General features: G+C 39.9%; 20 protein-coding genes and 2 pseudogenes. 14 read left to right on the top strand and 8 right to left on the bottom strand.

Features of this window, described 5'->3' with window-relative positions:
• The first annotated feature begins 229 nt into the window (after positions 1–229).
• Together xseA and xseB are read left to right on the top strand one after the other, a co-directional pair.
• Positions 230–1,495 carry an exodeoxyribonuclease VII large subunit gene (gene xseA, locus ACO6UW_RS07015; RefSeq protein WP_057062328.1) on the top strand — a complete coding sequence of 422 codons (1,266 nt, stop codon included), beginning with the start codon at positions 230–232 and terminating at the stop codon, positions 1,493–1,495.
• Positions 1,485–1,679: an exodeoxyribonuclease VII small subunit gene (gene xseB / locus ACO6UW_RS07010; RefSeq protein ID WP_002119890.1), complete on the top strand. Its 195-nt coding sequence runs from the start codon at positions 1,485–1,487 to the stop codon at positions 1,677–1,679. Before xseA ends, xseB begins: the two co-directional genes overlap by 11 nt.
• 253 nt (positions 1,680–1,932) lie before the next feature.
• Here xseB and ACO6UW_RS07005 read toward each other — a convergent pair whose 3' ends face one another.
• Together ACO6UW_RS07005 and ACO6UW_RS07000 are read right to left on the bottom strand one after the other, a co-directional pair.
• Positions 1,933–2,151 (bottom strand): hypothetical protein, encoded by a 219-nt coding sequence (locus tag ACO6UW_RS07005; RefSeq protein ID WP_057062327.1) that lies wholly within the window; start codon positions 2,149–2,151, stop codon positions 1,933–1,935.
• Positions 2,152–2,199: 48 nt separating this feature from the next.
• Complete coding sequence (locus ACO6UW_RS07000; protein ID WP_005076893.1) at positions 2,200–2,793, bottom strand: LysE family translocator; 594 nt, start codon at positions 2,791–2,793, stop codon at positions 2,200–2,202.
• Positions 2,794–3,233: 440 nt separating this feature from the next.
• Between ACO6UW_RS07000 and ACO6UW_RS06995 the strand changes: the two genes are divergently transcribed.
• On the top strand, positions 3,234–3,563 hold the full coding sequence (locus tag ACO6UW_RS06995) for a hypothetical protein (RefSeq protein ID WP_005070242.1): 330 nt from the start codon (positions 3,234–3,236) through the stop codon (positions 3,561–3,563).
• A 458-nt stretch (positions 3,564–4,021) separates the two neighbouring features.
• Positions 4,022–4,378, top strand: a complete 357-nt coding sequence (locus tag ACO6UW_RS06990; RefSeq protein WP_005070246.1) for a four-helix bundle copper-binding protein — start codon at positions 4,022–4,024, stop codon at positions 4,376–4,378.
• A gap of 607 nt (positions 4,379–4,985) precedes the next feature.
• Here the strand turns inward: ACO6UW_RS06990 and ACO6UW_RS06985 are convergent.
• The 3 genes from ACO6UW_RS06985 to ACO6UW_RS06975 form a co-directional block, all read right to left on the bottom strand.
• Positions 4,986–5,393 (bottom strand): GFA family protein, encoded by a 408-nt coding sequence (locus ACO6UW_RS06985; protein ID WP_057062326.1) that lies wholly within the window; start codon positions 5,391–5,393, stop codon positions 4,986–4,988.
• A gap of 27 nt (positions 5,394–5,420) precedes the next feature.
• Positions 5,421–5,822, bottom strand: a complete 402-nt coding sequence (gene cueR / locus ACO6UW_RS06980) for a Cu(I)-responsive transcriptional regulator (protein ID WP_001020650.1) — start codon at positions 5,820–5,822, stop codon at positions 5,421–5,423.
• A gap of 75 nt (positions 5,823–5,897) precedes the next feature.
• On the bottom strand, positions 5,898–8,369 hold the full coding sequence (locus ACO6UW_RS06975; protein WP_057062325.1) for a heavy metal translocating P-type ATPase: 2,472 nt from the start codon (positions 8,367–8,369) through the stop codon (positions 5,898–5,900).
• 166 nt (positions 8,370–8,535) lie between these two features.
• Between ACO6UW_RS06975 and ACO6UW_RS06970 the strand changes: the two genes are divergently transcribed.
• Positions 8,536–8,736 carry a heavy-metal-associated domain-containing protein gene (locus ACO6UW_RS06970; protein WP_078210158.1) on the top strand — a complete coding sequence of 67 codons (201 nt, stop codon included), beginning with the start codon at positions 8,536–8,538 and terminating at the stop codon, positions 8,734–8,736.
• Between the two features lie 57 nt (positions 8,737–8,793).
• Here the strand turns inward: ACO6UW_RS06970 and mobR are convergent, their stop codons facing one another.
• Positions 8,794–10,464: a phenol degradation transcriptional regulator MobR gene (gene mobR / locus ACO6UW_RS06965; RefSeq protein ID WP_057062324.1), complete on the bottom strand. Its 1,671-nt coding sequence runs from the start codon at positions 10,462–10,464 to the stop codon at positions 8,794–8,796.
• 369 nt (positions 10,465–10,833) lie between these two features.
• On the opposite strand from mobR, the gene ACO6UW_RS06960 reads away from it, so the two are divergent.
• The 7 genes from ACO6UW_RS06960 to ACO6UW_RS06930 all read left to right on the top strand — a co-directional run bounded on the left by ACO6UW_RS06960 (position 10,834) and on the right by ACO6UW_RS06930 (position 16,558).
• A complete protein-coding gene (locus ACO6UW_RS06960) occupies positions 10,834–11,121 on the top strand; it encodes a phenol hydroxylase subunit (RefSeq protein ID WP_057062323.1) in 288 nt (95 codons plus the stop codon).
• Between the two features lie 21 nt (positions 11,122–11,142).
• A complete protein-coding gene (locus tag ACO6UW_RS06955) occupies positions 11,143–12,144 on the top strand; it encodes an aromatic/alkene monooxygenase hydroxylase subunit beta (protein WP_057062322.1) in 1,002 nt (333 codons plus the stop codon).
• Between the two features lie 11 nt (positions 12,145–12,155).
• On the top strand, positions 12,156–12,422 hold the full coding sequence (locus ACO6UW_RS06950) for an MmoB/DmpM family protein (protein ID WP_000049448.1): 267 nt from the start codon (positions 12,156–12,158) through the stop codon (positions 12,420–12,422).
• A gap of 45 nt (positions 12,423–12,467) precedes the next feature.
• The gene (locus tag ACO6UW_RS06945; protein WP_057062321.1) at positions 12,468–13,994 is read left to right on the top strand and encodes an aromatic/alkene/methane monooxygenase hydroxylase/oxygenase subunit alpha; all 1,527 of its coding nucleotides are present in this window, start codon (positions 12,468–12,470) and stop codon (positions 13,992–13,994) included.
• A 59-nt stretch (positions 13,995–14,053) separates the two neighbouring features.
• Positions 14,054–14,416 (top strand): phenol hydroxylase subunit P4, encoded by a 363-nt coding sequence (locus ACO6UW_RS06940; protein WP_057062320.1) that lies wholly within the window; start codon positions 14,054–14,056, stop codon positions 14,414–14,416.
• A 14-nt stretch (positions 14,417–14,430) separates the two neighbouring features.
• Complete coding sequence (locus tag ACO6UW_RS06935; RefSeq protein WP_057062319.1) at positions 14,431–15,492, top strand: NADH:ubiquinone reductase (Na(+)-transporting) subunit F; 1,062 nt, start codon at positions 14,431–14,433, stop codon at positions 15,490–15,492.
• Positions 15,493–15,676: 184 nt separating this feature from the next.
• Positions 15,677–16,558: a SphA family protein gene (locus tag ACO6UW_RS06930; RefSeq protein WP_065388102.1), complete on the top strand. Its 882-nt coding sequence runs from the start codon at positions 15,677–15,679 to the stop codon at positions 16,556–16,558.
• Positions 16,559–16,607: 49 nt separating this feature from the next.
• Here the strand turns inward: ACO6UW_RS06930 and ACO6UW_RS06925 are convergent, their stop codons facing one another.
• Together ACO6UW_RS06925 and ACO6UW_RS06920 are read right to left on the bottom strand one after the other, a co-directional pair.
• The gene (locus tag ACO6UW_RS06925; RefSeq protein ID WP_017386346.1) at positions 16,608–17,567 is read right to left on the bottom strand and encodes a LysR family transcriptional regulator; all 960 of its coding nucleotides are present in this window, start codon (positions 17,565–17,567) and stop codon (positions 16,608–16,610) included.
• Positions 17,568–17,611: 44 nt separating this feature from the next.
• Positions 17,612–17,741, bottom strand: a pseudogene (locus ACO6UW_RS06920) (hypothetical protein).
• 106 nt (positions 17,742–17,847) lie between these two features.
• On the opposite strand from ACO6UW_RS06920, the gene benA reads away from it, so the two are divergent.
• Positions 17,848–19,230 (top strand): benzoate 1,2-dioxygenase large subunit, encoded by a 1,383-nt coding sequence (gene benA / locus ACO6UW_RS06915; RefSeq protein ID WP_057062317.1) that lies wholly within the window; start codon positions 17,848–17,850, stop codon positions 19,228–19,230.
• Positions 19,227–19,746 (top strand): annotated as a pseudogene (gene benB, locus ACO6UW_RS06910) (benzoate 1,2-dioxygenase small subunit). The gene benA and the pseudogene benB overlap by 4 nt, the downstream one beginning before the upstream one ends.
• The last annotated feature ends 33 nt before the right edge of the window (positions 19,747–19,779 follow it).

The following is a 19,779-nucleotide window of genomic DNA, read 5'->3' as shown; positions in this document are numbered from 1 at the left end:
ATATTTTATAAAGCAAACTTTATTTTTTAATCGGTTGTAATTATTAACAATTCTCTTTTTATTATTTTTTCATTTTAACCGTTCAGTCTAAATTCACTTATCAATTTCAATTTTTAATTCTTTAAATTGTTGTATTTATTTTAAATAGAACCCGATATTCATAGACAACAATTGCCTTGGTTGGATGGCTTTTATACTATCTAGTTTGGCCCTTTAATTTTTAGTTCGTATGTCTGAACCTCAGTTTTCCCTTAGTGAATATCTCGGCACAGTTCAGGAAGTCATACGTGTGGCTTTTGATGAGCCAGTTTGGGTAAAAGCAGAAATTCGAAATTTAAATATTAAGGGCGGTCATTACTATTTAGAACTCGCAGAAAAAGATGCAGAGACGGATAAAGTCATTGCCAGCTGTAAAGCCACAATCTGGAAATTTTCAGCGAGTAAAATTGTTTTAAAGTTCGAACGTGAAACTGGGATTGAGATTTCAAGTGATTTAAATGTACTCATCAAAATTAGAGCACGTTTTGATCCTCAATATGGATTTTCAGTCAACATTGAAGAAATTGACTCAAGTTTTACATTGGGTGAAATTGCTAAACGTTATCAGCAAATTATTGAACGCCTTACTCAAGAAGGTTTAATTCATAAAAATAAACTTCTCCCCACTCCTTTTGATATTCAAAATGTTTTAGTCATTGCCCCTCAAAATGCTGCCGGCCTTGGTGACTTTAAAAAAGATGCAGATGCACTTGAGCGAAATGGGGTTTGCCATTTTGTGTATCACACCGCTACTTTTCAAGGAAACACGGCTGCAACCAGTTTGATTGAATCTTTAGGTTCAGGTTTAAGACAATGGGCCAGCACATTTACATTTCCACCAGATTTGATTGTGATTATTCGTGGTGGTGGATCGGTGAATGATTTAGCTTATTTAAATGATTATGAACTTGCCGCCCTACTTTGCAAACGCAGTGTACCGATTTGGGTAGGTATTGGTCATGAAAAAGACCGTACTATTCTTGATGAAATTGCCCATCGCTCATTTGATACACCAAGTAAAGTGATTGCTGGCATCCGAAACCACATTGTTGAACGCGTCCAAGAAGCTGTAGATAGCCTACAAACGATTAAGCTACTTTCTCAGCATCAAATCACAACCTATCAAAGCAAAAATGATCAACTGCTTCATCACATTAAGTCATCCGCACAGAGTCAACTTAGCTCAGCGCATCGTTTGCTTGATCAGATGAAAGAACGTATTCAATTTAGCTCACAGCAACAAGTTAAATTTTCATTAGCCCAAATCGAATCTTTGATGAAAGAAATCCTTTTGCAAAACCCAAAACAGGTTCAGGCCAAAGGCTATGCAATTGTTAGATCAGAAGGAAAAGCGATTCGCTCTATACATCAAATTTCAAGCCCCGCCATTGCTATTGAGATACAAGATGGTGTGCTTGAAGCCAACATTACGCAGGTAATTCCAAATGAAGAATGAAGAGTTAACGTTTAAAGATGGTCATGACATTTTGAAGAAAAATGCCGAATTACTTGAATCTCAGGAAAGCCCAGATATCGATAATTTAATGAAGATTGTTGAAGAATCTATTACGGCTTATAAAGCGTGTAAATCACGAATTGAAGCCGTTCAACAAGCTTTAGACGAGACATTTAAAGAATAAAAAAAGCCCACTCCTACTTCTCATTGAAGGAATGGGCTTAGTGAAATCCACTTAATCCTGAAATGCAAAAATGTGGATTAGGTCACATTTTTACACAGGCATAGTCCCATAACCATTTTAGATGTTCAATATTTTAATTGTGTCTATACGTTAGTTTGGCTTAATTTTCACCATCTCTTAACTAAATGACTTCTAGTAAGACCATACGGAACACAAACTCTGCTCATGGTTATTGTTAAATTTAATTTAAAAGTTATTCCTCACTGAATGGACCAATTAACTGATAAATTTTGCCGTCTTTAGGGTTTTCATAGAGCAAATCCATATTAGGTAAAATAATATCGTCATTAATTTCAATATGTTCAACGCTTTTATGAAGCTCAAGCGCATGGTCATTCATGGGTCTAACTTTTGCCAAAGCAATTGATTTTTTATCAAACTGATCCTTGATAATTACTTTTAATCTTGTCATGAAAATCTCCTGAAAATTAAATTTTTTAATATAAATAAAGGGTTAAGTTTAAAATGAGCTAATCGCAGAATAGCCGATTGGCATCGCAAAAAAAGTTAAAATAAATGCAGCCGTACGTTGTAAATTACGTTGGTTTAACCAAGTTACTTTGTTTGAAATTAATACGGTTCCAAAAGCAATCCATAAAAATGCAATGGGTGTAATTAATGATAAAAAAATAGCAATATGCACAAAATAAACGTGAAGCACTTCCCATGCTGCATGTGGAAAAATAGCAGAAGCAAAGAGTAAAGCTTTAGGATTTAAAAGTGTTGCAACAAATAAAGCCTTAGGCGTAATCAGTGGGTTGTCTAATTTGATGTCATTTGTTGATGTTATCCAAAGTTTAAATGCAAGGTAGAGAATAAAAGTTGCACTTATTAACTTTAATAAGGCAGGAAGCCAAGGGATAAAATGTGAAACTGACTCAAGCAAAACACCCCATGAAGTAATTGCAATGAGATAACCCATCACTTCAGCAGGAATAAGTTTAAGAGACTGCTTCACCCCTGCTTGTATTCCAGCCGAGGCTAACAATGTATTTGTTGGGCCTGGAGTCAACAAAATGGTGACCACAAGTCCAATAAACATAAATGACACCATAGGCAACGAACTCTTTAGTTATGCTAGGCGAAATATGTCAAAAAGGAATATCTATTGTCGACATAATGGTTGTAACAAGAAATATTGAATTTTATTTTTTTAATTTTAAAACAAACAATTAACTCCACCTGACTACAAATTCACTTACTATTTCAATAATTTTAAATATGCAAAATCGATCACAGAAACATAGAATAAGCGCTATTTTTCTGCTCGCTAAACAATTAAATCAAGCTTTTTTTCACAGAAAAATAAGCTGTTATTTTTAATATTTAACCCTTATTTAGCTTATTTAATAAACGCTTTTTTCTGACTTGAAATTTGAAAATTGATCAATATATAAACAACTAGAAATCGTGATTTTACTGAATATGATGTCCCGTTCCCCATCAATTCTTTGATTGTCGCTTTCATCAAATAAATCAGATGATGGAGGATGCATGATGAATGCTTATGTTCGCCCTCATCCAGATGGTTTTAAATCTTATTTAGGTAAGAATCAGAAAACCGGACTCTACATTGTACGAGTAGGTTGGACGGTTTATGAAACGAATGGCAATGGCTCTGTGCTATACATTGTTAAGAACGAAGATACGATTCCGTTGGATGTAGAAAAGTTTAAAACTGATCGCCCCAAAATTTATGCTGCTCTTCTAAGTGAAGTTCAGTTTCAACGCAAGAAACAACTTGCGATTGATCTCCAGCAATCAAACATCCCTTCTTATGACCGTAAAGCCTACAAAAAACGGCGTGGCTTTATAGACTCTTAAGTAAAGGTTTCACTTTAAACACATATAGAAAAAGCACCCTTAGGTGCTTTTTCTTTTAACGACCAGTTGTAATTAATACGAGCATACTCAGTATTAAAGTGCTTAATGATCGTTTGCAATGTATGTGGACTTCATGCTCAGCTCCGTGAGCAAATTGATTAACGTTTTCCATTTCGTGTGCCCTTAAAGTTCACACTGATAATTTGCACAATTTTCACACAATAAGAAATTAGCCAAAAGTATTATATCGAATCAAATTTTAAATCTAATGCTGGGCAAGTAGTTTTGAAATTTATAACTGAAGTAGCTAGATGTAACATTCTTATACGAGGTTAAACCCTATTGAGCGTTTGTAGACCTTTCATTTCAAACTCACCTACCAAAGAAATGATTTTATAAAATGAAAAGAGATAACAATATTCTGTTTTTTAATAATAGTCTTCGACAGGAGAACTTTTATGGAAACTCAACAAGAAACCAACTCTTCTTTATTTTGTAATGCTTCTACCTCAATTCAAGCATGTATTGAATGTATGATTGCCTGCAAAACATGTGCAGCTGCATGTTTGCAAGAAGAACATGTGCACATGATGCGTGAATGTATTAAGCATTGCATGACATGTGTAGAAACCTGCCAACTTTGTACGTCTTTAGAACTCAGAAACTCTGAACTAGCAGAATCAGCCATGCAACTTTGTGCGAACGCTTGTCAACTTTGTGCAGCAGAATGCAGTAAACATGACCATGAACACTGCCAAGTTTGTGCTAAAGCGTGCCTTGCTTGCGCACAAGCTTGTCTGGCATATCGTGCCTAAGTGGTATTTACAACTTTAAGCCTACGCAATCTTTAGATCGTAGGCTCATTAAAATATTTTAAATAACATTGAATTAAATATTCTTTATTTAAACTAATTACAATTTTTACTTTTTTATAGGCATAAAAAAAACCCGCATCTTGGGGAAAATGCAGGCTCTTAGATCTCCCACAACGACCATGAGTTCATTATTAAACTTGAACTTTAAACCGTTAACCAAATGTACCCTTAATAAAAACAAATTGCAATACAGAAGAGTCTGTATATTTGAAATATTTTATTATTTTTACATTACTTTTTCATAAATAGTTTAAAAATATAAGATATTTCCAAATAAGAAATAGTTTTTTACAGGCATTAAAAAAGCCCGTTTCACGGGCTTTTCTGCAACGGTGAGCAATATAAGCGTTGTGTCTATCCAACTCTTGTTTGCTCTTTGCTAGCTATATGTAAGGTCTTATCGTATCTTTTGCCCTGTCCCAAGTTTCCCTGTGGAGCGAGGAGATATTACGATTACCTTAGGTACAGTTATAGCACATTATTTATTCATGACTAGTCTTGTTCACGTTTTTTTACAAATGAACAAAATACGATCTAACCTTAATATTTAAGGGTTTTCTACCCCATTTGGATATTGACGAGCGTCATCACAAATTGGATACCACTTCACTTGCGAATTGACAAAAGCATGAGAGATGACTGGCGTCGATATTTCTTCATTAATAAGTCCGACCCTCAGACGTACCACTTCTGGCTTATCTAGACGTTCACTCCAGATCGGTGAACCGCAAGTTTTACAGAACACTCTCTTTTTGTTTGGAGAAGCAAAGTAAGCCTGTAAAAGATTTTCACCCTGCACAATGTTTAAATCACTTTTTTGTACTTGAGTGATGGCAGCAAAAGCAGCCCCTTGTGCTTTTTGGCATTGCTTACAATGACAAACCATAATGGGATTTAATCCAGCATTAATGCTGAGTTGAACACCATTACAAAGACAAGAAGCTGTATAAATCATGATTTTACCTTTTTATTTTTATGGGATTTAGCTTACACCCACCCCTTTTTCAATATGATCTAAAATGGCACAAGAAGCCTGTTGGTCGCCACAGCAATCATCGGCAGAAGCCTGCAAAATATTAACCATTTCTTGTAGGTGGGCAATTTTTTGCTTTAATTCGGCAATGTGTTTGACGGTTAAGGCTTTCACCTCTGCACTATGCCGATCAGTATTTTTCCAAAGCGAAATGAGTTCTTTCATCTGTTCAGATGAAAAACCTAACTCTCGGGCATGTTTTAAAAAGTTTAAAGTTTTAAGGTCTGTTTCTGAATAAATGCGATAGCCTGAAGCAGAACGCTGAGCTGCTTCAAGTAAACCGATTTCTTCATAGTAGCGAATCATTTTCGCCGAAATGCCCGAATGTTTGGATGCCTGACCGATATTCATCTCACACCTCAAATACTAAATTTGGTTTAAGATCTGCTGTCATGATCTTAAACCAAAAGTTGATTTTCAGCACGCTTACTCTACTGGCGCATGAAAGCGTTTTAAGCGTAATGCATTACCTAAAACAAAAACCGAAGAAAGTGCCATTGCACCTGCTGCAAACATTGGCGAGAGTAAAACGCCAAATGCTGGATATAGCGCACCTGCTGCAATTGGAATTAGGGCTACGTTATATACAAATGCCCAGAACAGGTTTTGACGTATGTTCCGCATGGTGGCTTTACTTAATGCAATTGCATTCGGCACGCCTTTTAAACTACCTGACATCAGCACCACATCTGCAGCTTCAATGGCAACATCTGTGCCTGTACCAATGGCTAAACCGACATCTGCTTGCGCCAAGGCTGGTGCATCGTTAATGCCATCACCTACAAAGGCCAAACGACCATATTGTTTTTGCAGTTGGAGAACTGTGTCCACTTTGCCTTCGGGTAAAACCTCTGCCACAACTTCATCAATGTTCAGCTTTTTGGCAATTGCTTGCGCCGTATGACGGTTGTCTCCTGTAATCATAGCAACCTTGAGACCTAATTGATGCAAGGCCTCAATCGCAGCATAGGTTGTTTCTTTAATTGGGTCTGCCACAGCAATAATTGCCGCAAGTTTTTGATCAATAGCAACGTATAGCGGGGTTTTGCCTTCTTCACCTAACTGAGCAGCAATCGCTTGGAAAGAGTTGGTGTCTAAACCAAGTTGGTGCATATAACGGTCTGCGCCAATTTGTACTTTTTGGCCTGAAACTTCTGCTTCAATACCTGAACCTGTAATCGAGTTAAATGCTGTTACTGGTAATAAGTTTAAGCCTTCATTTTCTGCTGCTTGAACAATCGCGAGAGCAATCGGGTGTTCAGACTTAGCTTCGACCGAAGCCACTAAAGTCAGCACTTGTTTACGTTCAAAGCCAGATTGCACATTAAAGTCAGTCAGTGTCGGTTTGCCTTCGGTGAGTGTGCCCGTTTTATCAACTGCAACTACTTGAGCTTCTTGTAAAAGCTGCAAAGCCTCACCTTTACGGAACAAGACACCTAACTCGGCACCACGTCCAGTACCGACCATAATAGAAGTTGGTGTTGCAAGTCCCATCGCACAAGGACACGCAATAATCAGTACTGCAACGGCATTCACCAATCCAAAAGTGAGTGCAGGCTCTGGCCCCCAAATAAACCAAACCAAGAAAGTAATTGCTGCAATTAACATCACTACAGGTACAAACCACATGGTGACTTTATCAACCAAACCCTGAATCGGAAGTTTAGAACCTTGGGCTTGTTCAACCATACGAATAATTTGTGAAAGTACAGATGAGCTACCCACCGCGGTTGCCCGAATGTTCAGTGTTCCGTTTTGATTGACCGTACCACCGACCACCTGTTGTCCCACTACTTTTTCGACTGGGACAGGTTCACCCGTAATCATAGATTCATCAATGTAGCTGTGCCCTTCAACCACCTCACCATCGACTGGTACACGTTCACCCGGACGAATTTCTACGATAGTTCCACTGACTACTTCAGCAACTGCAACTTCAACCACTTGACCGTCACGTTGAATACGGGCTGTTTTAGGCTGCATTCCTACCAAATGTTGAATCGCTTGCGAAGTACGTCCTTTAGCTTTGGCTTCAAAATAACGTCCGAGTAAAATTAAACTGACAATAACGGCAGCCGCTTCAAAGTAAACATTGACCGTGCCTTGTGGTAACACATGCGGCATAAAGGTTGCTACGACCGAGAAACTGTAGGCAGCCAAGGTTCCAACTGCCACTAGCGAGTTCATATCTGGTGCCAAACGCCACAGGGCTGGAATCCCTTTTTGATAAAAACGGCGACCTGGAAAAACGAGCACTAATGTAGTCAAAGCAAACTGTAAAAGCCAGCTGTTGTATTGACCAATCGTGTCCATGATCCACATGTGAAAAGCTGGAATGAGATGTGAACCCATTTCCAAAATAAACACAGGTAAGGCCAACACAATCGAAATGATCAAATCTTTTTTTAGCTGATCTAACTCTGACGCTTTTTTATCGAGTTGCTCATCTTGATTTTTTTCAGATGCTTTAGCGTCGTAACCTGCTTTTTTAACAGCGCGAATTAAGTCTTCAACATTAACTGATGCATCTGCTTGTACCCAAGCCTGCTCTGTTGCTAAGTTGACCGTAGCTTGTTGAACACCGTCTACTTTTTTAAGGGCTTTTTCTACACGTGCAACACAAGATGCACAGGTCATGCCCTCAATAGACAACTCAACTGGCGCAGCTTTGGGAACATCATAACCTGCTCGTTCAACTGCTTTAACCAGTGCTTCGCGCTGAATCGGTTGATTTGAATAAACAACCGCTTTTTCTGTTGCCAAATTAACATTGGCAATCTCTATATTTTCAACTTTTTTAAGAGCTTTTTCGACACGACCTACACACGAGGCACAAGTCATGCCTTCGATTGGAAGTGTTTCACTATATGCTGGCAATTTTGTGTTTTTTGAGTCCATCAAACACCTCTGCAAATTTGCAAAATTTAATATTCTGTATTGAGCATACAGATTCCCATCATGGGAAGGTCAAGCATATTTTTTTAAAAATTTGGTCTTGACCTTACAATCATGACAAGGTTTAGACTCAGTGTTATCCAAACAAATATCTCATTCTTGATGGAGTATGAACATGAAACTACTTATTGAAAATATGACATGTGGCGGCTGCGCACGTGGTGTGACTGCAACGATTCAAGATGTCGATCCAAATGCAAAAGTAGATGTAGACTTAGCAACCAAAATCGTTACTGTTGAAAGCAGTGAAAGCATCGATAAAATTACCGAAGCACTTGAAGAAGATGGTTTCCCAGCGAAAGTGCAATAGTCGATAAGGCCTAACGTTTAAAGTTAGGCCTTTATTTTTGAGCTTGTTGATATTGACTCAAAGCTGAAATTTTTTAATTCGATAATCCAGTGCTGCCCGAGTTAGCCCCAATAAACGTGCCGCTTCAGACACATTATGATTTGCCTTTTTTAAAGCCGTTAAAATTAACTGCTTCTCGTGTTCTTCTAAATTAAACTCTGCCTGCAACAATTGCTCAAAGTCGGTTTCAACAACTACAGCCTGCTCTGGTTCATGCTTGATCTGTGGGAAAATGGCATTTAACTTAATCAGTTGCAGATCATCCGTTAATAAAACAGCCCTTTCTAATAAATTTTCCAACTCACGAATATTTCCCGGCCATTCATATTGCTGCATAAAAACTTTGGTCTTTTCACTTACACCCTGAATGGTTTTGCCGTACATTTTTTCAAAGCGACGAAGAAAGTGTTCAACCAATAAAGGAATATCTTCACGGCGCTCTCGCAAAGGCGGGATCTGTACTGGGAAAATATTTAAGCGATAATATAAATCTGCCCGAAATCGCCCTGTTTTTACAGCCTGCTCAAGATCTTCATTGGTTGCTGTAATTACACGGACATCTAAAATACGTGTCTGTGAATCTCCGACTCGCTCAAATTCACCTTCCTGCAAAATGCGTAATAGTGCTGCTTGTGCACGAGGAGAAAGCTCAATCACTTCATCTAAAAAAATCGTACCACCATTGGCTCGTTCAAACTTCCCCAAGCGAGATTGATGCGCTCCTGTATAAGCACCTTTTTCTACCCCGAATAATTCAGACTCAATTAACTCTGGTGGAATCGCTGCACAATTTACCGCAATAAAAGGTTGGTCTTTTCTTTGGCTATTTGCATGAACTCCTCGTGCAAAAGCTTCTTTACCAACGCCGGTTTCACCTTGCAGCAAAATAGAAACTTTCGAGCCTGCTGCTTTTGTTAATAATGCACAGACCTGTTTATAAGATGCTGACTTACCCACAGAACTAAATAATTGGTAATCGGCTTCACTGTCGCTATAAATTGATTTTTTAAGTTCAAAAAGTTCAGCCTGCAACGCAATCAGTTCTTTTTCCATGGGTTCGGGAGACATGAACTGAATCAGCTCATCAGCATTTTCCCACTCTTCTAAAGGCTTACCGATAATACGGCAATGCTCGTGGCCGCAGGCTTTACACTCTATTTCTTGATAAATAATGGTCATGCCCGTCGCAAAACTACTGTAGCCGCACGCATAGCCAAGTAACATCCAACATGAAGGTTCATCACTCGGACCAAAATGCTCTAAATGCACATCGGCTTCAAAAGAGTTAAGCCAGTTTAAATCGGCATAAAACTGTTTTTTATCGTGGCTTAAATTGAGCTGGTTGGCCTGTACTTGCACCATTCCACGAATCGCATGCATTTGTGGGCCTGCCATAAAAGCATCGTGTTCATTTAAATCGGGACGCATTTTTGTTGTAACTTCTGCATCTTTTAACCCTGCTTGATACCCTAATCGAATAAAGAAACGCTTGGTTCGTTCAAGTCCAATCATGTGCGCTAAATCTTTACGCAAATACCCCATAATGCTGGTGTGTAAAAGCAGCATCCGATATTCATCAAACCAGATTTGGCCGTGGGCAGTATCAAATTGCAGTTTAGACAGCAGATCATGAATTTCTTGCGGATGATCTGCGTATCGTCCCGTTGTATCGTATTTTACTCGAGCCATGAGTGATCTGTTTTAATCCATTAAAAACATTTGGGTGTTATCTCATCTTATCGAAGAACCAGATAAATGTCCTAGTACCTTAAAGACATAACTTCATACTAAAAAAGTATTTCTAAATCTCTCCATTTAAAGCCTCAAACAATCTAAAAAGAAATTTTTACGACCCTATTCATCAAATCATGAATATCTCTATTTCACCATTCAAAAAAATTCATGAAATGGTGAATTTTAAAAATACCTTACTTTCCATAAAAATCTTAATTAATTGTTTTTAATAATAAAAATAAAGTTGGCATAGCTTTTGTAAAGCTTATAGCGAGAGCAAGGAGCATTCATCAATTTCAAGACCATGTCTTGATGGAGTACAGCATGACGCAATCTCAAGTCGAAGCATTAACCAAATATATTCGGGTCACTGGCGACTTAAACGCAGAGTTTATCGAATTCGATTTTGCCATTCACGACCCAAGTCTATTTGTGGAACTGGTTTTGCCTAAACATGCATTTAATGATTTTTGTAAGACCAATCAAGTAGTTGAAATGACCCAAGAGCAACAAGCTTTTAATGATGCTCAGGAAGAAAAATGGCGCTATGGCACTGAAGCAACCTTAGTCGGCACGCAACGTAATAGCAACGATCACGATGATCAGATGTAAAAAATATAAGGAGATAAAGCCATGACTTTAGAAATCAAAACGTCAAATGTCGAACCTATCCGCCAGAACTACGCCTATATCGAAAGACGATTTGGTAGTAAGCCAGCAACTCGATATCAAGAAGTAAGTTTTGATGTACAGGCAGAGACTAACTTCCACTATCGTCCTTTGTGGAAACCTGAAAAGACTTTAAATGATAAAACCCATACTGCCCTGCAAATGCAAGATTGGTATGCATTTAAAGATCCACGTCAATTCTATTATGGAACTTATGTTCAGCACCGTGCGCGGTTACAAGACAGCGCCGAAAGTAATTTTGCTTTTTTTGAAAAACGTCAGCTTGCAGAGCATTTGTCTGACGAAGTCAAAGCCAAGGTTATTGAATGCCTATTGCCATTTCGCCACGTTGAACAAACTGCAAACTTACACATGATGTCTGGCAGTGCCTATGGTTATGGCACCGTACTTACCCAAGCTTGTATTTATGCCGCGATGGATCATTTAGGAATTGCGCAGTACATCTCACGGATTGGCTTAGCTTTAGATGGCAACAGCGGCGACTCACTACAGCAGGCAAAACAGGCTTGGTTGCAACATCCTGCATGGCAAGGCTTACGCCGTCTGTGTGAAGAAAGCCTCACCGAGCAAGACTACTTCAAACTCTTTTTATTACAAAATCTTGTGATTGACGGCTTTGTGACCGAGCTTGTTTATCAACAATTTGATCAGTGGTTAGTGAGTCAAAATGCTCGTGACTTAGCCATGCTGACTGAATTTATGAAAGACACTTTAGGTGATTTACGTAAGTGGTCAGACACCGTCATTAAAACTGCGGCAGCAGAATCCGATCATAACAAACAGCTATTAAATGAATGGTTCACCCAGTCTTTAGCTCAACTAAAAGCAGCCTTTACACCTTGGGCAACAGCAGCCTTAACAGCAGATGCAGTCGATCAAGCAGAACAAGTTGTGATTGATCGCGCAAAAAAACTCGGCCTACAACTAGAACTTGCAAATGCTTAAGGAGAAGCAACATGTCTAAAGTTTATCTCGCGTTACAAGACAACGATACTTCACGCTACATCATCGAAGCGATTGAAGAAGATAACCCTGAAGCTTCAATTCAGTATTTACCCGCCATGATCCGAATTGAAAGTGAAACTGATTTGGTGATTAAAGCTGAAACCGTATCTGAAAAACTAGGCCAAGATTGGGACATCCAATCGTTACAACTCAACATGATTACGCTGGGCGGCAATGTCGAAGAAGATGACGATACTTTCCGCCTTCACTGGAATTAATCACAACATAGACGTTGTTTAACAAAGATTTAAGGATGATCAATCATGACAACTCAAACGAAAGAAACCAGCAAAAAATTAAATGCTAAAGATCGTTACCGCGCATTAACCCGTGATCTGGACTGGGACTTTTCCTATGCTGACCGTAAAGATGCCTTCCCTTATGAAGAGTTTGAAGGTATCAAAATTACTGACTGGTCTAAATGGGAAGATCCATTCCGTTTAACTATGGATGCTTACTGGAAATATCAGGCAGAAAAAGAGAAAAAACTTTATGCCATTTTTGATGCCTTTGCTCAAAACAATGGTCAGATGAATGTCAGCAATGAACGCTACTTAAATGCGATCAAACTCTTTTTAACAGCGGTGACCCCCCTTGAATATCAGGCTTATCAAGGCTATGCCCATGTAGGTCGCCAATTTAGTGGTATTGGAGCACGTATTGCATCTCAGATGCAGTCGATTGATGAGCTGCGTCATGTACAGACTCAAATTCATGCCATGAGCCATTACAACAAGTTCTTTGATGGTTTTCAGGATTGGGCACACATGCATGACCGCGTTTGGTATTTGTCTGTGCCTAAATCATTTTTTGAAGATGCCCGTTCTGCTGGCCCTTTCGAATTTTTATTAGCCATTAGTTTTGCTTTTGAATATGTACTTACCAACTTACTGTTTGTTCCGTTTATGTCGGGTGCAGCTTATAACGGCGATATGGCAACCGTGACCTTTGGTTTTAGTGCGCAGTCTGATGAAGCGCGTCACATGACGCTTGGTCTTGAAATCGTAAAATTCTTGCTCGAACAGCATGAAGACAACGTGCCAATTGTGCAGGAATGGATTGATAAATGGTTCTGGCGCGGAACTCGTTTGCTTTCAATTGTGGGCATGATGATGGATTACATGCTGCCAAACAAAGTGATGTCTTGGAAAGAAGCTTGGGAAGTTTATTTTGAGCAGGCAGGCGGTGCGCTATTCAAAGATTTAAGCCGCTATGGCATTCGTATGCCGAAATATAGCGATGTCATTGTGAAAGAAAAAGAGCATGTCTCACATCAGGCATGGTGGATTTTCTATAACTTTGGTCATGCTGCCGGTTTCCATACTTGGATTCCAACTGACGAAGAAATGGATTGGTTATCGGCTAAATATCCAGACACTTTCGATAAATACTACCGTCCAAGATGGGAGCTGGCTCGCAAAATGGAAGCCGAGGGTAAACGCTTCTATAGCGCAGGTTTACCACAGCTTTGTCAGGTTTGTCAGATTCCAATGACCTTTACTGAAATGGGTGATGACCCGACTCAGTTTAGTTATCGCCATAGCATTTACCAAGGCGAACGCTACCACACCTGTTCAGATGGCTGTCATGATATTTTCGAGCGCGAGCCTGAGAAATATATACAAGCATGGCTACCTGTAAATCAAATTTTACAAGGTAACTGTGGTGGCGGTGACCTCGAAACCATGCTCCGCGATTATTACCGCATGAATGTCGGTGCCGACAATCTGGATATTGAAGGTTCACCAGACCAACAGCGCTGGAAAAAATGGAAAGGCAACGCAGCTTAAACACAAGGAATTGTTCAGGCAGTCATCAAGCTGCCTGATAGGAAATAAGGAGATTGAACATGACTGTTCGCGCGATACACAACAACTATCAATTTGAACCGCTTGATCTGCAAAAAAATTATGGTGATCAATTCTTACTTTACGTGGGTTGGGATCATCACACCCTTTTTTGCTCAGCACATGCCATGCTGGCCTCACCTCAACAAACTTTTGGACAGTTGATTGAGCAACAAATTACAGGTGGTTTTGCCCAACATCCAGATTTTGCCAAAATTGATTGGTCAAAAGTGCAATACACTTTAGATGGTCAAACAATTAGCCCAGAGAGTACACAAAGCTTGGCAGAGCTTGGTTTTGGTCATAAGTCATTACTTCGTTTCGTTACGCCAGAATTAAATGGCTATAACGACAGCTACGTTTAATTCGGAGGTGTGTCATGAGTTATCAAGTCACTATTGAACCGATCGGAACAACGATTGAAGTGGAAGAAGACCAGACCATTTTAAATGCCGCTTTACGCCAAGGCGTTTGGTTGCCCTTTGCCTGTGGACATGGCACTTGCGGGACATGTAAGGTTCAAGTCACCGATGGTTTTTATGATGTCGGTGAAGCTTCTCCCTTTGCGCTCATGGATATTGAACGTGATGAAAATAAGGTGCTTGCCTGCTGCTGCAAACCACAATCCGACATGGTTATTGAAGCCGATGTTGATGAAGACCCAGATTTCTTAGGTCATTTGGTTCAAGACTATCAAGCGACAGTCATTGAAATAAAAGACCTGTCACCAACCATCAAAGGAATCCGACTACAGCTAGATCGCCCAATCGAATTCCAAGCTGGCCAATATATCAATATCCAGTTTCCAGATATTGAAGGAACTCGTGCGTTTTCAATTGCCAATTCACCAAGTGAAGTCGGCATCGTTGAGCTGCATATTCGTAAAGTTGAAGGCGGTGCAGCGACGACTTATGTGCATGAACAACTTGCCACAGGTGATCAGCTTGATATTTCAGGCCCATATGGTCAATTTTTTGTACGCAAGTCAGATAATCAAAATGCTATTTTCATTGCAGGTGGTTCAGGTCTTTCAAGTCCACAATCGATGATTTTAGATTTGCTTGAGTCTGGAGATAGTCGCACGATTTACCTCTTCCAAGGAGCACGAGACTTGGCAGAGCTATACAATCGAGAATTGTTTGAACAACTCGTGAAAGACTATCCGAACTTCCGCTATATCCCTGCTCTCAATGCACCAAAAGTAGAAGATCAATGGACTGGATTTACCGGATTTGTGCATGAGGCTGTTGCCGATTACTTTGAAAATCGATGTGGTGGACACAAAGCGTATTTGTGCGGCCCACCCATTATGATCGACTCGGCAATTTCAACGCTCATGCAAAGTCGCTTATTCGAACGGGACATTCACACTGAACGCTTCTTAAGTGCAGCCGATGGTGCTGCCGGACAATCGCGTTCGGCCTTATTCAAACATATTTAAAGATAAACCTTTAAGCACTCGGCTTTTTCAAATGAGCTTTGTATTTGTAATTTAGAAAGAAAATACAAGGCTCACAGGAGTTCTGCATCCCAAATTTTTAGATTAAACAGACTTAAGTTTTTAAAGACCGTTAAGGAATAACGTTTTTTAGTGACAAGCCAAACAACACAGAATAGGACATTCTATGAATAACAAAATTGCTGCAATCATATGTGGTGTAATCAGCGCCCTTTACTTTCCTTCTGCATTTGCGACAGAAAATGGCTCAGACTCTTTTGCATTAGGTGCCGAAGGTATGATGGCGGGTGCCTTACCACCTGCTGGGGTCTATCTACTCAGTTATTATCAAAATTACCACGCATCAGAGTTTCAAAATGGTCCCGATCAGTTCCATGTTGATGTCAACGCCGTGGTTCCTCGTTTAGTCTGGATGACCGATAAAAAAATTATGGATGGACAACTCGGGTTTTATGCAGCCCAGCCATTGGTTGATCTAAGACTCAAAGTAAATGGAATGGCTGACTCAAACCAAGGTCTCGGAGACTTGATTTTGGGTGGCATGCTCGGCTGGCATCAAGGAAATCATCACTGGATTGCAGCCCTAGAAACTGTGCTCGGGACAGGAGAATACGACACTCCAAGTACGACACATCCAGTTGAAGCTAATCTCGGGAAAAACTATCACACCATTCGACCGATTATTGCCTATAGTTATGCCAACGCAGCAGGTTTAGACCTTTCTACTAAACTGTCTTATAGCTGGAATACGCGTAACGACGCGACTGACTACCAGTCTGGACAATACATTGCGGGTGACTATAGTTTGGGTTATCGCATTAACCCAAAACTCAAAGTTGCAGTTGAAGGCTATGCCTTTAGACAAACCACAGATGACAAAGTAAACGAAAGTGACATTGGGTTTAAAGGACAGGCTTTTGCAATTGGTCCAGGCATTCAATATGCCGATAAGAACTGGTCTATTGAAGCCAAATTTCTAAAAGAAACCGAAGTCGAATATCGTCCCGAAGGCCATACCAGCTGGCTAAAACTGATTTGGGCTTTCTAAAACACATCAACGCATAGCTTCAACTTTTGAGGCTATGCACTTCTCTTATTTAAAAATCGATACCGTTTGAATCATCTATCGGGTTTTGATCGAGTGTAAAGACAGTCCGTTGATAAGGTATCCCTTCTAAGTCATAAACCTGATAAATACAATCAAATAGTGACTGTAAATCTTCACTTCGGTCCATTGCCCGTGCTGTAATAAAAATTGGGCTGACCGCGCCGTTATCTAAAATCGGAATATAGTTTAGGTGTGGAAATCGAATGGTATCGGCACTTGCTGGAATAATGCAGATCCCTTCTCCCGCTGCAACTAAGCCCAAAGCCAGTTGAATTTCTCGTATTTCATGCATATTTTTTGGAACCAAACTATGCTCGGCAAAAATATTCAAAAGCTGAGTTGAAAAATTAGGCTTTGGCGAAGTAGGATACATAAACATCTTTTCATCAATGAGATCGGCCAGATATACCCCTTCCGTACGCTGTGCAATAGGATGACTCGTATGCGCAGCAACCACCAAGCGTTCTTTACGTAGCAAAATACGTCTCACAGCAGGATCACTAATTCTTAAACGTCCAAAACCGACATCAATACGTCCTTCTTTTAATGCCTGTAGCTGTTCAGTAGTACTTAACTCCATAAGCTGAATATTCAAATGGGGTTGCTGCTGGCGAAATAAATAAATAATTCGAGGTAACAAACCATAGAGTAAAGACCCAACAAAACCAATGGTCATACTTCTTTCGATGAGACCAATACGCTTGGTCATACTTTTTATTTCTTCAGCATTCGACAAAAGTTTAACGGCGTGCTGGTAAAAGAAATGCCCTGCTTGTGTAGTTTGTAAAGGACGACTTCCACGCTCAAACAGTTGAATGCCAAGCTCGCTTTCCAGATTTTGAATCTGTCTACTCAAAGGTGGTTGAGCAATAAATAGTTTTTCGGCTGCCTTTGTAAAGCTCTGTTCTTCAACAACAGCCACAAAATACCGTAAATGTCTTAGTTCCATAAGGTTTCCATACCTTTAAGATATAAAAAAATGCAAATTCAGTCTTAGACACAGTTTAACCATTCTTTTAAGGTATATACAAGCAACAAACCGATGAAGTGATGAATTGCTTTGTGAACAAGCCTTCTTGCCAATCTTCCAGTGATTCATCTTCATCAATTCACGGTTAAACACCTAGCGCACTCATGCGCTTCATTGACAATATTAGGATATCAAGACCTTGTAGATCGTAGCTAAGGCCTTGGTGACTTCCACACTTTTGGAAAGTCGGAGAACGGACATGCCACGTATTCCTGTAATCAATACTAGCCATCTTGACCGTATTGATGAATTACTTGTCGACAACATCGATACAGGTGAATTTAAACTTCATCGCTCAGTGTTTACTGACGAAGCTCTTTTTGACCTCGAAATGAAATATATCTTCGAAGGCAATTGGGTTTACTTAGCGCACGAAAGCCAAATTCCAAACAATAATGACTACTACACCACTTACATTGGTCGTCAGCCGGTCATTATTGCCCGCAACCGTAACGGTGAATTGAATGCCATGATCAATGCGTGTTCACACCGCGGAGCACAACTTTGCCGTTACAAACGTGGTAATAAAGCAACATATACTTGCCCTTTCCACGGCTGGACTTTTAACAACTCAGGTAAATTGCTTAAGGTTAAAGATCCAAGTGAAGCAGGCTATTCTGACTGTTTTAACCAAGATGGCTCACACGACCTTAAAAAAGTGGCTCGTTTTGAGAGTTACAAAGGTTTCTTATTTGGTAGCTTAAATCCAGATGTTCCTTCACTTGAAGAGTTCTTGGGTGAAACCACCAAAATCATCGATATGATTGTTGACCAGTCTGAACATGGTTTAGAAGTTTTACGTGGTTCATCTACCTATACCTATGAAGGCAACTGGAAACTCACTGCTGAAAATGGTGCAGATGGTTATCACGTTTCTGCTGTTCACTGGAACTATGCAGCAACGACTCAACACCGTAAAGAAACTCAAGCTGCTGATAACATTCGTGCCATGAGTGCAGGTTCGTGGGGTAAACAAGGCGGTGGCTCGTATGGCTTTGAAAATGGCCACATGTTGCTTTGGACACAGTGGGCAAACCCAGAAGACCGTCCAAACTTCCCGAAAGCAGACGAATACACCGAAAAATACGGTGAAGCGATGTCGAAATGGATGATTGAGCGTTCACGTAACTTGTGTCTTTATCCAAACGTTTATTTGATGGATCAGTTTGGTTCGCAAATTCGTGTACTTCGCCCACTTTCGGTTAATCGAACTGAAGTCACCATTTACTGTATCGCGCCTAAAGGTGAAGCACCTGAAGCTCGTGCACGTCGTATCCGTCAATATGAAGATTTCTTTAATGCCTCAGGCATGGCAACACCAGACGATTTAGAAGAATTCCGTGCTTGTCAGGCAGGCTATGCAGGGATTGCACTTGAATGGAATGACATGTGCCGTGGTTCAAAACATTGGATTTATGGACCAGACGATGCAGCGAACGAAATCGGTTTAAAACCAATGTTAAGTGGGATTAAAACTGAAGATGAAGGCCTGTATCTTGCCCAACATCAATATTGGTTACACACCATGAAACATGCGATTGCATTAGAGAAAGAAATTGCTGATCAGGGAGAAACAGCATGAGCACTCAAGACAAAGCAACTTTAGAAAATATTGCTCAGTTTCTCTATCGTGAAGCTCGCTTTTTAGATGATGAACAATGGGATGACTGGCTTGAATGCTATGCGCCAGAAGCTTCTTTCTGGATGCCAGCTTGGGACGACGACGATAGATTAACTGAAGATCCACAATCTGAAATTTCACTTATTTATTATCCAGACCGTCAAGGTTTAGAAGATCGTGTGTTTCGTATTAAAACTGAACGCTCATCTGCAACCATGCCAGACACACGCACAAGCCACAATATTGCCAACGTTGAAGTTGTTGAGCGCGATGGCGACAAAGTTACTGTTCGCTTTAACTGGAATACCTTGAGTTTCCGTTACAAGACAAATTACAGCTATTTCGGTATGTCACGTTATGTGATCGATTTTTCAGGTGATCAACCAAAAATCTTGAGTAAGTATGTCGTTTTGAAAAATGACTACATCAATCAAGTGATTGATATCTACCACCTTTAAGACATACCCCCTCAGTTAAACGGACTGTTGGCTGAGGGTAAAAGTTTCAAAT

It is taken from the genome of Acinetobacter sp. JADD-222 (genome assembly GCF_049310645.1).
Note: the sequence above shows the minus strand (reverse complement) of the source record. Positions and strands in the feature narration are given on the sequence as shown.

What these genes read in the sequence shown, in the direction of transcription:
- xseA (WP_057062328.1), top strand. Translation starts at nt 230, where the DNA reads ATGTCTGAACCTCAGTTTTCCCTTAGTGAATATCTCGGCACAGTTCAG.
- ACO6UW_RS06940 (WP_057062320.1), top strand. Translation starts at nt 14,054, where the DNA reads ATGACTGTTCGCGCGATACACAACAACTATCAATTTGAACCGCTTGAT.
- ACO6UW_RS06975 (WP_057062325.1), bottom strand. Translation starts at nt 8,369, where the DNA reads ATGGACTCAAAAAACACAAAATTGCCAGCATATAGTGAAACACTTCCA.
- ACO6UW_RS06930 (WP_065388102.1), top strand. Translation starts at nt 15,677, where the DNA reads ATGAATAACAAAATTGCTGCAATCATATGTGGTGTAATCAGCGCCCTT.
- ACO6UW_RS06990 (WP_005070246.1), top strand. Translation starts at nt 4,022, where the DNA reads ATGGAAACTCAACAAGAAACCAACTCTTCTTTATTTTGTAATGCTTCT.
- xseB (WP_002119890.1), top strand. Translation starts at nt 1,485, where the DNA reads ATGAAGAATGAAGAGTTAACGTTTAAAGATGGTCATGACATTTTGAAG.
- ACO6UW_RS06950 (WP_000049448.1), top strand. Translation starts at nt 12,156, where the DNA reads ATGTCTAAAGTTTATCTCGCGTTACAAGACAACGATACTTCACGCTAC.
- ACO6UW_RS06945 (WP_057062321.1), top strand. Translation starts at nt 12,468, where the DNA reads ATGACAACTCAAACGAAAGAAACCAGCAAAAAATTAAATGCTAAAGAT.
- ACO6UW_RS07000 (WP_005076893.1), bottom strand. Translation starts at nt 2,793, where the DNA reads ATGGTGTCATTTATGTTTATTGGACTTGTGGTCACCATTTTGTTGACT.
- ACO6UW_RS06925 (WP_017386346.1), bottom strand. Translation starts at nt 17,567, where the DNA reads ATGGAACTAAGACATTTACGGTATTTTGTGGCTGTTGTTGAAGAACAG.
- ACO6UW_RS07005 (WP_057062327.1), bottom strand. Translation starts at nt 2,151, where the DNA reads ATGACAAGATTAAAAGTAATTATCAAGGATCAGTTTGATAAAAAATCA.
- ACO6UW_RS06960 (WP_057062323.1), top strand. Translation starts at nt 10,834, where the DNA reads ATGACGCAATCTCAAGTCGAAGCATTAACCAAATATATTCGGGTCACT.
- mobR (WP_057062324.1), bottom strand. Translation starts at nt 10,464, where the DNA reads ATGGCTCGAGTAAAATACGATACAACGGGACGATACGCAGATCATCCG.
- ACO6UW_RS06995 (WP_005070242.1), top strand. Translation starts at nt 3,234, where the DNA reads ATGATGAATGCTTATGTTCGCCCTCATCCAGATGGTTTTAAATCTTAT.
- ACO6UW_RS06985 (WP_057062326.1), bottom strand. Translation starts at nt 5,393, where the DNA reads ATGATTTATACAGCTTCTTGTCTTTGTAATGGTGTTCAACTCAGCATT.
- cueR (WP_001020650.1), bottom strand. Translation starts at nt 5,822, where the DNA reads ATGAATATCGGTCAGGCATCCAAACATTCGGGCATTTCGGCGAAAATG.
- benA (WP_057062317.1), top strand. Translation starts at nt 17,848, where the DNA reads ATGCCACGTATTCCTGTAATCAATACTAGCCATCTTGACCGTATTGAT.
- ACO6UW_RS06955 (WP_057062322.1), top strand. Translation starts at nt 11,143, where the DNA reads ATGACTTTAGAAATCAAAACGTCAAATGTCGAACCTATCCGCCAGAAC.
- ACO6UW_RS06970 (WP_078210158.1), top strand. Translation starts at nt 8,536, where the DNA reads ATGAACATGAAACTACTTATTGAAAATATGACATGTGGCGGCTGCGCA.
- ACO6UW_RS06935 (WP_057062319.1), top strand. Translation starts at nt 14,431, where the DNA reads ATGAGTTATCAAGTCACTATTGAACCGATCGGAACAACGATTGAAGTG.